Source organism: Pseudomonas sp. S2_H10, assembly GCF_054668285.1.
This window is the reverse complement of sequence record NZ_CP162754.1, coordinates 2,390,140-2,402,918: the sequence shown is the minus strand read 5'-3', so window position 1 is coordinate 2,402,918 and position 12,779 is coordinate 2,390,140. Positions and strand designations below refer to the sequence as shown.

Sequence of the window (12,779 nt, the reverse complement as noted above, 5' to 3'; positions counted from 1 at the left end):
ACAACCTGCGGATCAGACCGACAAGCGCAACCGCGCCAAATCCCGCAACGGCGGTGCCCCGAACAACCGGCTGTACTCCCGGCTGAACTGCGAAGGGCTTTCATACCCGACCCGATACCCCGCCGCCGAAGCCTCCAGCCCTTCGGCCAGCATCAACCGCCGCGCTTCCTGCAGGCGCAACTGCTTCTGATACTGCAACGGACTCATCGCCGTCATCGCCTTGAAGCGGTGATGCAGGGTCGACACGCTCAAATTCACTTCCCTGGCCAGATCATCGATGCGCAACGGCTGTTCAAAATGGCCGTTGAGCCATTTGATCGCCTGGCTGATGCGATGGCTCTGACTGTTGGCGATGGCGATTTCGTACAGCCGATGCCCCTGCTTGCTGCGCAACAGGCGATAGAGAATCTCCCGGCGGATCAGCGGCGCGAGCATGGCGATGTCTTTCGGGGTGTCCAGCAAACGTGCCAGGCGCAGCACCGCGTCGAGCATCGCGGTGTCGAGTTTTTCGACATACAGCCCGCGCCCGGTCGGCCGGGTGGGCACGCCGAGGGGGCCGGCATCGGCGATCAGCGCGCTGATTTCCGCCGGATCGATGTCCAGGCGCAAGGCCAGGATCGGTTCCTCGGCCGAGACATTCACCACCCGCCCACTCAGCGGCATCGAGACCGAGACCACCAGGTAGTTCAACGGGTCGTAGTTGAAGTGCTCGTTGGCCAGCTGAACCTCTTTGCGCCCCTGGGCCATGATGCACAGCGCCGGTTGCGCGAGCACCGGAGCGAACTCGTGGGACTGGCTGTGGCGAGACATGAACAGCGAGCCGATGGCCGTGGCATAACTGCCATCTTCGGTGGTGTTGCGGCGGATGATCGCCGCCAGTTCCGCGCGCTGCTTTTCCATGTCGGTGTCCAGCGGGGCTTGAAAGTGATCGAACGACGACATGCGCGGCATCCTCGGCTAGGCATGGAGGGAATGGAGCAGAGCATATGTTTGTGCAAGTGAGAGCGGTAGACACATCCTGCCGGATGCTTGCCTGATTCTGCCCGGAGACGACCGGCGGTGTTAACACTAGAGCCTTGTGCCGCAAGAACTTGCTTGAAACTCGTAGGGCAGAACCGTGACAGGGTTTTACAGCTTGTTACAGGCCTTCCACAGAGTTTCGCAGGATTGTGCAACGCGCCGGCAGGAATCGACTAACGAGGCAGGCGTCGCGACCCTTAACCTTTGATCCTGTCGCAGCCCGTCCCCCGGCTGCCACGCGACTCCCCGGGAGGGTTGAACATGTCCAAGCAAATCCCCGTCAGTCATATGGCCTTCGTCCGAGCGCGCGCCGGGCGCTCGGCGGAACTCGGTGTGCGTCTGAGCGCCCTGATCGACCCGTCCCGCGCAGCGCCAGGCTGCCTGAGCTTTGCCTTGCAGCATTCGCAATGCGATCCGCAGTTGTGGCTGGTGTCCGGTTTCTGGAGCAATCAACAAGCCATGACCGCGTACTTCAGCACGCCGGCGATGGAGGTTTTTGCCGAGTTGGTCCAGGAACTGGTGGTCGACAGCCTGGACTTCCACACCTTCAAGGAGGTGTCGGCGGCGCAGGCCCTCGGTCAGTCAGGTGCGGCGGTACACAAACTGGCCGGTTGAGGGTTTAATGACGGCATTCTCAACCAGCCAGGACTCGCGACATGGCACGTAAAGCCTTTGATCACTTCGAAGCTGTTTCCGCTGTAGTACCGGGCGAGGGCGGTTACCACGCCGCTATCGCCGTCAAAGCGCTGGGCGGCGCCGGCGCCCCGCGTTTTCACAAAGTGCTGGAAGGCCAGGTTTTCAAGACCGCCCATGACGCCGATCTGGCAGCGGCCAAGGAGCTGACCCACCTAAAGGACGTCAAGGAAGACGCCGACCTGCTCTGGTAATCACTTCTTCGCCCCCGGGCGGTGCATCTTGAACAAGGCCTCAGGCCCCAGCTGGAAGTAATCCGCCGGCCCGCCGCCGCGCAGAATCGGTTCTGCCGCGGCGGTGTCGTATACCCCGTCCTTCAACAGCCATTTGGCGATATGCACGGCGACCACTTCGCCGAGGATCAGCCAGCTGGGCACCACATTGCCGTCCGCCCGCTGCAACTGAATGATCTGCGTGACCTTGCACTCGAAGGACACCGGGCTTTGTGCCACCCGTGGCACCTGAATGACCCTGGAGGCAACGGTGGTCAGGCCGGCCAGTTCGAACTCGTTGACCTCGGGCCCGACCATGGCGCAGCTCTGGTTCATCTGCTCGGCCAGCGGCCGGGTGGCCAGGTTCCAGGCGAATTCGCCGGTTTGCTCGATGTTGTTCAGGCTGTCTTTACGCCCGACACTGGAAAACCCGATGATCGGCGGAATGTAGTTGAAGGCATTGAAAAAGCTGTAGGGCGCCAGGTTCAAGCGGCCTTCGGCATCCTGCGAAGAGATCCAGCCGATGGGGCGCGGGCCGACGATGGCGTTGAACGGATCGTGGGGCAGGCCGTGGCCGTTGGCGGGTTCGTAGAAGTGGATGTCGTCGGGCATGGAGATTTCCAGAGCTTGCGGGGAGACGTGCATGGTGCAAGCACGCGCCGCATATTTCCAGTCAGATGACGATCACTGTAGGAGCAGCCGGTCGACGCTCGAATGCTCGCGAAAAACCTGAGAGCGCTGCGGGGCACCTGCCAACCAACGTTATCGTTGACGACCATCGCGAGCGAGCTCGCTCCTACAGGTTACCTTCCAGATCAGCCGATAGCTTCAGCGCTACCGGTTTTATCAAAACCGTCAGAGGCATACGTGCCGGACTGGCTGTGTTCGATGGCGGCACTGGCGCCGGAACCGAACGAGGCCGAACCGGTTTTGTCGTAGCCGTCGGCCGCAAAGGCATTGGCAGCCAGCACGGAAAGGGTCAGGGCAAGGATCAATCGGATTTTCATGACAGGTACTCCAGGTACGTGCGCGATGGGTACGTTCAGGGACTCCTTCGAGGCCCGTAACGGATATACGTGCGTCCTGTCGATCTGGATGCACTCAGCAAAAGGCTGCTGCCGGTGCATTAACCGATGATTATCTTGCTGGAGGGGGAGACGAATGGCGCCCTTCGCGAATTCAATCGCGAAGGGCCTTGGCGCTCACCGTTGCAGTGAGCGTCGGTGGCGATCAGTCAGTGACGATCCGCGAATGCTTGCGGGTGTCTTTCATGGTGACGTACACCAGCAACGACACGGCAATGCACGCGGTCACGTACCAGTAGTAACCGGTTTCCATGCCGATGCTCTTGAACCACAGCGCGATGTATTCAGCGGTACCACCGAAGATCGAGACGGTCAGTGCGTACGGCAGGCCTACGCCCAGGGCGCGGATTTCGGTCGGGAACAGTTCGGCTTTGACCACGGCGTTGATCGAGGTGTAGCCGCTGACGATGATCAGCGCCGCCATGATCAGGAAGAACGCGCCCCACCAGGTCGTGATGGTGTGCAGGGTGGTGAGGATCGGCACGGTGAACAGCGTCCCGAGAATGCCGAAGGCGATCAGGATCGGCCGGCGACCGATTTTATCCGACAGCCCGCCGACGATCGGTTGCAGGCACATGAACAGGAACAGCGTGGCGGCGGAAATGGTGGTGGAGTCGGAAATGCTCATGCCGACGGTGTTCACCAGGTATTTCTGCATGTAGGTGGTGTAGGTGTAGAACGCCAGGGTACCGCCCATGGTCAGGCCGACCACGGTCAGCAGTTCCTTGGGGTGACGCATCAAGGTGCGCATCGCGCTTTCCTTGGCTTTTTCCTTCTTGGTGAACGACTCGGTCTCTTCCATGCCGCGACGCAGGTACAGCGCGACCACGGCACACAGCGCGCCGATGGCGAACGGAATGCGCCAGCCCCAGGCGTACAGCTCCTCGGTGGTCAGGAAGTTCTGCAGGACAATCAACACCGCCAGGGCGATGAGCTGACCGGAAATCAACGTCACATACTGGAAGCTGGAGTAGAAGCCGCGACGCTCCTTGGTGGCCATCTCGCTGAGATAAGTGGCGGAGGTGCCGTATTCGCCACCCACCGACAGGCCTTGCAGCAAGCGTGCGAACACCAGCAGGATCGGCGCACCGATGCCGATGACTTCATAACCCGGGCTCAGGGCGATCAGCAGCGAGCCGAAGCACATCAGGTAAACCGAGGCCATCAGAGCCTTCTTGCGCCCGACCTTGTCGGCATACAGGCCCATCAGCCAGCCGCCAATCGGACGCATCAGGAAGCCCACGGCGAAGATCGCGGCGGTGTTGAGCAGTTGGGCGGTGGTGTCGCCCTTGGGGAAGAAGGTCTTGGCAAAGTACAGGGAGAAGGCGGCGTAGACGTACCAGTCGTACCACTCGACCATGTTACCGACGGAACCGCTGAAGATCGATTTGATCCGACTGGAAGTGGTTCTTTCCTTGGCCGGCACGGCAGCCGACCCAAGCGGCAGGGAGTTGGAGTTATCCATTGAAGGATCCTTCATTTAATTGTTTTTGTGGAGCGCGATGAAACGCAGCCTGACTGGGCTATAGCAGGAGCTGTGCCAACGGGGAGAGGGCCGGTTTAGAGGGGTGATTGGGGTTCGGTGAGCGGAAATCCGCTTATTTTTGGCGGGCGGTGAGCGGAAATTTGCTTATCGGCAGGGGTGTTTGTATTGCCTATGCTGGCCCCTTCGCGGGCAAGCCCGCTCCCACAGGTTTATGGGGTATCCATAAAATTTATGAACGCCTGGATTACTGTGGGAGCGGGCTTGCCCGCGAAGAGGCCGGTTCAGACGCTACAGGAACATCTCTCTGCTCAACCCATGCCGCTGCATCTTTTCATTGAAGGTCCGGCGTGGCAGTTGCAGTTCTTCTAGCACCGCTTTCACGTCGCCCTTGTGCCGGGTCAATGCCGCACGCAGGCACTGCGCCTCGAACGCTTCCTGCTGCGCCGCCAGTGACTGGCCGGGGTCGATGCCCAAGGGCTCCGGTTCACCCAGCCCCAGTACCTGGCGCTCGGCGACGTTCGCCAGTTCGCGTACGTTGCCCGGCCAGTCATGGCTCAGCAGGTGGCTCAACTGCGCGCCGCTCAATGGTGGAAATTTACGCCCCAGCCGTTCGGCGGCGTTATGCGCAAAGGATTCGAACAGCAGCGGAATGTCTTCACGGCGTTCGCGCAAGGGTGGCAGGCGTAGTTCAGCGACGTTCAAGCGATAGGCCAGGTCTTCGCGAAAACGCCCGGCCCGCGCTTCGTCGAGCAGGTCCGGTTTGGTCGCGGCAATGATGCGCAAATCCACGCGGATGCTCTGGTTCGAGCCCAGCCGCTCAAGCTTTTGCTCCTGCAACACCCGCAGCAGCTTCACCTGCTGGGCCAGCGGCATGCTTTCGATTTCATCGAGAAACAGCGTGCCGCCGTCGGCGTATTCGAGCTTGCCGATGCGCTTGCCGGACGCCCCGGTGAACGCGCCGCTCTCGTGCCCGAACAGCTCGGCCTCAAACAGTTGTTCGGGGATGGCCGCGCAGTTGAGCGCGACAAACGGCTTGTCGGCCCGCGGCCCGAAGTCGTGCAGGCAACGCGCGACCAGCTCCTTGCCGCTACCGGTTTCCCCGCGAATCAGTACGTTGACCGGCAGGGTTGCCAGGTCCAGCACCTGCCGGCGCAGAGTCTGTAAACCCCGGGACACGCCGAGCAGCGTCGCATCCAGCTTGGCGCGGTTGTCCGCCTGCTCGTGCAGCGCGCGGTTTTCCAGCACCAGCCGGCGCTTGTCGAGGGCGCGGCGCAGGCTGCCGAGCAGGGTTTCCGGGCTGAAGGGTTTTTCGAGGAAATCGTAGGCGCCGTCGCGCATGGCCTCGACGGCCATCGGTACATCGCCGTGGCCGGTCAACAGGATCACCGGCAAATCGGCATCCCGGCGTTGTACTTCGGCCAGCAGTTCCAGGCCGGTCATGCCGGGCATGCGCACGTCGCTGAGAATCACCCCGGCAAAGTGCCTGGGCAACTGCGCCAGGCACTCATCGGCGCGGCTGAACAGCTGCACCTCGAAACCCGACAGGGTCAACCATTGCTCGACGGCACTGCGAATGCTGCTTTCGTCATCGACCACCATCACTGAGTTCAGCATGGTGCATGCACCTCCAGGTCGATGGGCAAGGTCATGGTAAACACGGCACCTTTGTCATGATTGTCGGCGCTCAGGCGCCCGCCAGACTCGTGAACGATGGCAAACGATACGGCCAGACCGATCCCCAGGCCATCGCCCACCGGTTTGGTGGTGAAGAACGGATCGAAGACCTTGGGCAGGTTCTCTTCGGCGATACCGCCACCGTTGTCGATCACGCTCAGGCGCCACAATTGTTCGTCGGCTTCGAGGCGGATTTCCAGGCGTTTGCAGGGTTTGTCCTGCATCGCGTCGAGGGCGTTGCGCAGCAGATTGATCAGCACCTGCTCCAGGCGTATCGCATCGCCGCGCACCCAGGCCGGACGGGTCAGGTGCAGCACGGTGCTGACCTGTTCGTCACGCAACCTGGTGTCGAGCAGTTGCAGCGACTGGTCCACCACCGCCGCCAGGTCCAGGCGTTCGCGCAAACCGCTGGGGCTTTTGCGCGCGAAGGTTTTCAGGTGACCGGTGAGGGCGGCCATGCGCGTGAGCATTTCGTCCACCGGTTTGAGCGCCTTGTAGGCGTCGTCGACACGACCGTGGTCGAGCAGCAGGCGCAAGGTCGCCAGCTGCATGCGCTGGGCGGTGAGCGGCTGGTTGATCTCATGGGCGAGGGCGGCGGACATCTGCCCCAGCGCCGCGAGCTTGGCCGATTGCACCAGGCCCTCCTGGGCGGTGCGCAGGTCGCGGGTTCGCTCTTCTACAAGCTGTTCGAGTTCTTCGCGACTGCGCTGGCGCAGTTTGGCCAGGCGCCAGCGCTGGTTGAGAAACAGCAACAGGAACACCAGGGTCAGCCACAGCCCGGCCGCGGCAAGCGCTGCGTTGCGGCTGTCTTCGAAAGCGACTTGCGGTCGACGCAGCAGGTGCAAGGTCCAGCCTTCAGTAGTCAACGGCAGGGATTCCCACAGGTAATCCGCCTTGCCGTCGGGGCCATCGACCCGAGCCAGATCACTGTTGTCGTCGAAGCGCCGCAACGATTGAAACCCGAGCGGCGTCAGCGGCTGCTTATCGTACTGGCGGGTGCTCTTGAGTTCGGCGTGATCGCTGTCGCTCAGCGGCTTGAGCAGGCGATAGCGCCAGCCCGGCTGGTTGGCGATGAAGATGATCCCGCGGGCATCGCTGACCAAAAGCGTGTCGTTGCCCTGACGCCACTCACGTTCCAGTTCGGGGAATTCCAGTTTCACCACCATGGCGCCGAGAAACTGGCCGTCGTCATCGGTGACCGCGCTGGAGAGGAAGTAGCCGGGGATTCCACTGGTTACGCCCACCGCGTAAAAACGCCCGGTGCCCTGGGTGCGGGTCTGGTTGAAATAGGGACGGAAACCGTAGTTGTGGCCGACATAACTGCTGGGCAATCGCCAGTTGCTCGCCGCCACGGCGAGGCCGGTGCGGTCGAGCAGTTCCAGGGTCGAGGATTCGGCCGCGCCGTTGATCTTTTCCAGTTTGCGGTTCAGCGCATCCTGCTGCTCGGGGCTCACCGCTCCCTTGAGCGCCGAGCGCAACTCCGGGTCCAGCGCCAGCACGGCGGGCAGGGCGCGGTAACGTTCGATCAGGGTATGCAGGGACGTGGCGTACAGCGCCAGTTGCTGATTGGCGCGGGCCGCGTCTTCGACCATGGATTGGCGTACGGCGTGGCGCATGGCCAGGGTGGCGGCTAGGGCGGCGCCGGCGATGATCAACAGAATATACAGCGACAAACGCACGTTACGGGAAATCGGCAGCATGCTGGCACAAACAGGTAGAAAGTCGGGCGGGCACGATAGCATGGCGCACCCGCTTGAAGAGCCAAGGGTTGCAGGAGATCCGCCGCCCCGCATCAGCCAAGGCTGTGTTTGACAACCTCGGCCATCCCATTGCTCAACGACTTGTCAGGCGTTCAATGGATTGTCCAGTTCGTCTGCCGTTTTGCGTGCGGCGGATCAAACAAGTCGTTCTCATCAAAGGCAATGGTGTACCAGGTGCGATAGCGTTGTTCGCGGCGCAACGGTTTCTCTTGCGGCGGGTCGCCCTGCAACATTTTTTTCGCCAGCACGGTGTGTGTCGGCCGGCCGGCGGCGTCGTAGAACTGCTGGTCGTGGTAGCCCGTCTCGCGAATCGAGGCGTCGTTGATGTAGCGGTAGGCGCTGGCAAAGTACGGGCGATAGATCCGCACTTTCTCGCCTTTGTTGTTGTATTCGACCCGCTCGCTGACCCGCCAGCGCCGGGCTGCTTCTGCCTCCTTGGGGCGGCCGTATTTGTCGGGTGTCAGTTCGCCTTTTTCGTCCACCCACCACGCCAGGCCTGGTTCGACCTCTTGCTTGGTTTGCAGGGAACGGCCGAAACCGTCCCAGCAGGCGATGGCCGCGCGGATTTGCAGCTCCGGATCGCCGGGATAGCGGTCGGCCTGCAAGGTGACGACATGTACGGGTTCGCGATGAGCATTTTCGATGTGGCGCTGAAGCCGCTGCTCGTCGGCGGAAGGGTTTTGCAAGCCCTCGAGATGCACACGAGCCCGGCTACAGATATGGCCGTCGGGCAATACAAAACCTTCGTTGCGGGCCCAATGCAGCCATTGAGAAGGATCGCTCGGGGGAATTTTCCCCATCCAGCTGAAGGGCGCAGAGAACGTGGCGGTGGCGTAGTTGCCGATGGCTTTGTGCTTGTCGGCAATAGCGCCCGCTGGCGTGCGGTCCTCCGGTGGCTGGTAGCCGCTGAGCGGGTCGAAACCGACCTCGACACCCAGTTCCGTGCCGTGGAAGCTGGTCACCAGCGCTTCGCCGAACGCGTTGTAGCGCGCCTCCTGGGTGTTCTGATTGGGGTCGATGATGCCTGCGGGCAGGAACGATCGGTAGTCGACATCGAGAATCCGTGTCGTGCAGCCATCCGGCAGGGTTACGGCGGTGCTCAGGCACCAGTGCTTGTCATAGGCGACCGTGGTGATGCCATGGCTCTTGGTCTGCTGGAATTTCTCGACGTTAAAAAAGCTGTCCAGGCCATGGTACGTGGGGAAGCTTTTGCGCACGGACCACAGGTAGCTCTTGGCATCGGTCGGGTCTTCGGGTTCACCAGCAGGAGCGTCGGGCAAGAACAGATCCATGATGTGGTAACCGACTTCAGGGGATTCGAGCTTTTTCTTGAGATTGAACGGCATGTTGCCATTTTCGTCCTTGAGCTTGTCGTAGGCGCTCAGGGCGGTGGCGTCCAGTTCGGCGGTTTCCGCGTAGTCGGGCAGGGCGGTGGGTATCAGTTTGTCCGGTTCCAGCAATTGGCCTGTGGCCGGATCCTGATAGCGCTGCAGCGACAAACCGGTCAGCACCGCGCTGGTTGCCCAGGCTCCGCCGTCGACGGCCCGTTCAAGGAAGTTTTCGTGGTGGATGTCGGCAGGCTTGAGTTCGTCCTTTTCCAGCACCAGTGCATTGCCGCGCTGACGATAGGGGAGGCCCAGACGCCAACCGTCAGGGTCTTCCAGATGGCGGTACTCGGCCTTGGCTTCGGTCAGGTACCAGCATTGTTGTGCTTCGTCATGGGCGTCCAGCCACCATCTGTTTTCGTAGTCTTCATCGCTTTCGTCGCCAGGCGTTTCGACGGCGAAGGGCGGGCGGTCCTTGTCGGTCTTGCGCCGGGCGTAGTGCACGACAAAACCGTGGGTGAGGCTGCCGAACTTGTCCCACTGCAGGTTGAGTGTGTGCTGGACCAATGGGTCGTCGGCCAACTGCGGCTCGTATTGGTAAGCGATGCTTTCCAGCGCCAATGATTGCAGCACGGCATAGGGATGATGTTTGCCCTTGGGGCGCAACTGGCGAATGAGCGCGCGGTTTTCCTGCACGGAGTAGGGCACGGCCGTTTCGGGATCGTCGTCGGCGGCAAACACCTCCGCGCGCAACACCGAGCCGCTGAGGGTACGAGCTATTTCGCGGGCGAGGTCTTCGTCGGGATCGATCACACGACCCGCTGCGTCGTTGAGGTGATACTCGTGCACAAGCGTCGGGCGCAGTGGCACTGCCTTTGCGTCGCCGGCGTAGTAACCGTCGTCGCGCATGTCGATGGCGCGGCCGGTGTGAAACCAGGTTTTGCTCAGGATCGGCGCGGTGAAGCCCAGGCTTGAACGTTCAGCCGCCGAAGCCTCGGTATCGGTTTGCAGCAGCAGGCCGAACCCCCTGAACTCGCGCTCGTAACTGTCGTAAAAACCCTCGCGATAGGTGAAGCACTGGGTCAGCCGGTTATCGGTGATTTCATCCAGCTGAGTCTGCCGGCTGACCAGGTGCATGGCGAACGGCAGGTGTGAAACAGGCGCTTTGCCGGCCGCGATCAGCTCGGCTTTTTCGTCCAGCCATTCCTGGGCCGAACTGCGATAACTCACGCCTGTCACGGCGCCCATGTTGTTGTGGCTGGCATTGACCAGATACGGTTTGGCATTGACGAAGTCATAGCGCCAATGCTGGGGCTTCATGTGAGGCACGGTGAGGATCAGACTGGAACAACCCAGCCCTTGCACGTCAGCGATGCTCACTTGGCAGAAGCGGTCGTAACGCACCCCTTGCGGCCAGGGCATTTTCACAAAGTCCTCTTCGAAGCCTTCGCCGCCATGATTCATGTAGACCCGGAAACCGTCGGACTCCAGGTAGATCAGGTCTACCGCGCCCGAGCCGTCCAGGTCCGCCAGCCGCACCCGCGATGAATCGAACTCTGCATACTTGAAATCCAGCTGGCAAAGAACGAAACCCTTGCCGAACTTTCCATGCCCCAGATTCGGCCAGATTTTGACTTCGTTGTGGCGGATGCGGATCAAGTGTTGTGTCGCGCTGCCCAGCGGATCGCTGAAAGCCACCAGTTCGGTCTGGGTGCTGCTCAACAAGGGGAGCGAGTCGTCGTCATGAGGCACGTTGGTCCCATGGCTGAACCCGACGGCGCGACGGCTTGAATACAGGCGCACGCTACGCGGGCCGATCAAGGCCAGGTCGGTCAGGCCGTCACCCACAAGGTCCGCCAATTGCGCCATGGGATGAAAAAACTCATTGGGACACGCCAGGTAGGCCACGAAATTCGACCAGCTTCGGTCGGGATTCAGGGTGAAAAAGCCGGACAGGCCGGGGCGGGCGATTACCCAGTCGAGCTTGCCGTCGCCAGTCAGGTCGCTGAGGGACTGGCGAATGGGCTTGCTGCTATCGGCCACGGGAATACCGGGCAATAACTCCCAGTCGCCATAACTCACGTCGTTGCCACCACTGTCGGCGCGCAGCGGTTCTCGGTAGTACCAGGCCTTGTCGCTGCTGAACAGCACGCCGGGCATGCCCTCGCCATACAAGTCCACCAGTTGATAGCGCTGACCGTCATTGAGCCCCGGCATCTCGGGGAACTCGCTGTAACCTTCGCGCGTGGGGTCAAGTTCAAACGGGTTGTAGAAAAACTCCATGGGCGGGCGACTTTCCATCTGCCCCTGGTTGTCATAGGCCTGGATGTGCGCGGCGGTCAGATGGTTGTAACCCAGCGTGCTCGGGCGATGTTCGAGCAGCAGGCGCTGGACCAGCACCGGGTCGTTACCCAGTTCTTCGGTGAACTGGTGAAACATCAGGACCTGACGGCACAGGCGCCGGGAACCCAGTTCGAACCCGTAGGCGTAGTTCCAGAAGGGGTCCTTGCGCGGTGCGCCCCACTCGCCGCGTTCTATGCCGGGCAAGTCGTAAACCGGCACTTGCGTCAGGTCGGCACTGCGTTCGCCGTAGTCAAACAGCAGGTGGAAATGCCAGGTCGCGTCTTTCCAGCCATCGGCTTTCCATGCATACAGGTTGGCGTTGGCCTGGGCATTACCGTACAGAACCCGACGCAGGTAACGCTGGCTGCGGAAGTCGCGGAACTGCGGGGCGGTCGGCGCTTCGACTTCCGCCTGGTACAGGTACACCACATGTTCACCGCGCAGGTTCAGGCTTTCATCGATCAGCCAAACACCGACGTGGGACTTTTCGATCGGATCGGCCCGGCGTGACGCTTCGGTTTTGCCGTAGCAGTGCAAGCTGCCGTCCGCACCGTGGATCAGCCAGAAGCCCGCTGGATTGTCGGCATCACCCTCTTTGGTCCAGTGCTCGATCAAATCGAAAGCGCCTTCGACCCGCGGCCAGTAGCGCACGACCTGGTGAGCACCTAACTGAACGCCGTTGTATTCGGATACCGATTTTGAAATGACTTTGCCATCGTCATTCTTCTCGGGCATCCACACATCACCACTGGGGCCGACCACCTGATCGTTGCCGTCATACTTCGGCACACCCTTGACGGTGCGCAGGGTGATGGCATTGGTGGTCAGGTGCCAGCCGATGCCGAACGGACTGTTGCCGACGTCGCTGCTGTAACCCAGGCTCAGGGGCGGAACCAGGCCACGATTGGGTGCCTTGCTGATTGGCAGCGGCAGTTCCTGTGATGCGGTTCCTTTGCTACCGACACCACCCGAGCCCTTGCCGATGCTCTGGATGGCACCTCCGCCCTTGGGGAGGGCGGGGGCGTTGATTTCAATGGTGCTTTGCTGTTCAGTTGCCATGGAAGTGTCCGCCGTGACAGAGAGTGCATCGAGTGCATTCAAGCTATCAGCGACACTGATGGCTGTAACCTGTCAGATCTGACAGGTCAGCCCGGTGTTTTCAGATCAAATGATGCGCAGGT

The 12,779-nt window shown here is 61.4% G+C and carries 8 protein-coding genes and 1 pseudogene; 2 read left to right on the top strand and 7 right to left on the bottom strand.

Annotated features, from left to right (window positions below; genetic code table 11):
- Positions 1–12: 12 nt before the first annotated feature.
- Entirely contained in the window at positions 13–942 is a 930-nt protein-coding gene (locus AB4O16_RS10555; protein WP_460157679.1) for an AraC family transcriptional regulator, read from the bottom strand.
- Between the two features lie 339 nt (positions 943–1,281).
- Here AB4O16_RS10555 and AB4O16_RS10550 point away from each other — a divergent pair, with 339 nt between their 5' ends.
- Positions 1,282–1,635, top strand: coding sequence for a putative quinol monooxygenase (locus AB4O16_RS10550; protein ID WP_160389250.1), 354 nt, complete (start codon positions 1,282–1,284; stop codon positions 1,633–1,635).
- Positions 1,636–1,676: 41 nt separating this feature from the next.
- Positions 1,677–1,907 (top strand): hypothetical protein, encoded by a 231-nt coding sequence (locus AB4O16_RS10545; RefSeq protein ID WP_160389251.1) that lies wholly within the window; start codon positions 1,677–1,679, stop codon positions 1,905–1,907.
- Here AB4O16_RS10545 and AB4O16_RS10540 read toward each other — a convergent pair whose 3' ends face one another.
- The 6 genes and pseudogenes from AB4O16_RS10540 to AB4O16_RS10515 form a co-directional block, all read right to left on the bottom strand.
- Positions 1,908–2,537, bottom strand: a complete 630-nt coding sequence (locus AB4O16_RS10540; protein ID WP_460157678.1) for a flavin reductase family protein — start codon at positions 2,535–2,537, stop codon at positions 1,908–1,910. It abuts the gene before it with no gap.
- A gap of 203 nt (positions 2,538–2,740) precedes the next feature.
- Positions 2,741–2,932, bottom strand: a complete 192-nt coding sequence (locus AB4O16_RS10535) for a hypothetical protein (RefSeq protein WP_160389253.1) — start codon at positions 2,930–2,932, stop codon at positions 2,741–2,743.
- 223 nt (positions 2,933–3,155) lie between these two features.
- Positions 3,156–4,475 carry an MFS transporter gene (locus tag AB4O16_RS10530; RefSeq protein WP_460157677.1) on the bottom strand — a complete coding sequence of 440 codons (1,320 nt, stop codon included), beginning with the start codon at positions 4,473–4,475 and terminating at the stop codon, positions 3,156–3,158.
- Positions 4,476–4,740: 265 nt separating this feature from the next.
- Positions 4,741–6,110: pseudogene (locus tag AB4O16_RS10525) on the bottom strand (sigma-54-dependent transcriptional regulator).
- Positions 6,104–7,870 (bottom strand): sensor histidine kinase, encoded by a 1,767-nt coding sequence (locus AB4O16_RS10520; protein WP_460157676.1) that lies wholly within the window; start codon positions 7,868–7,870, stop codon positions 6,104–6,106. The pseudogene AB4O16_RS10525 and the gene AB4O16_RS10520 overlap by 7 nt, the downstream one beginning before the upstream one ends.
- A 152-nt stretch (positions 7,871–8,022) precedes the next feature.
- Positions 8,023–12,657: a SpvB/TcaC N-terminal domain-containing protein gene (locus AB4O16_RS10515; protein WP_460157675.1), complete on the bottom strand. Its 4,635-nt coding sequence runs from the start codon at positions 12,655–12,657 to the stop codon at positions 8,023–8,025.
- Positions 12,658–12,779: the final 122 nt, after the last annotated feature.

Excerpts from the sequence above, each read along its gene's own strand:
- AB4O16_RS10555 (WP_460157679.1), bottom strand. The coding sequence starts at position 942 with ATGTCGTCGTTCGATCACTTTCAAGCCCCGCTGGACACCGACATGGAA.
- AB4O16_RS10550 (WP_160389250.1), top strand. The coding sequence starts at position 1,282 with ATGTCCAAGCAAATCCCCGTCAGTCATATGGCCTTCGTCCGAGCGCGC.
- AB4O16_RS10545 (WP_160389251.1), top strand. The coding sequence starts at position 1,677 with ATGGCACGTAAAGCCTTTGATCACTTCGAAGCTGTTTCCGCTGTAGTA.
- AB4O16_RS10540 (WP_460157678.1), bottom strand. The coding sequence starts at position 2,537 with ATGCCCGACGACATCCACTTCTACGAACCCGCCAACGGCCACGGCCTG.
- AB4O16_RS10535 (WP_160389253.1), bottom strand. The coding sequence starts at position 2,932 with ATGAAAATCCGATTGATCCTTGCCCTGACCCTTTCCGTGCTGGCTGCC.
- AB4O16_RS10530 (WP_460157677.1), bottom strand. The coding sequence starts at position 4,475 with ATGGATAACTCCAACTCCCTGCCGCTTGGGTCGGCTGCCGTGCCGGCC.
- AB4O16_RS10520 (WP_460157676.1), bottom strand. The coding sequence starts at position 7,870 with ATGCTGCCGATTTCCCGTAACGTGCGTTTGTCGCTGTATATTCTGTTG.
- AB4O16_RS10515 (WP_460157675.1), bottom strand. The coding sequence starts at position 12,657 with ATGGCAACTGAACAGCAAAGCACCATTGAAATCAACGCCCCCGCCCTC.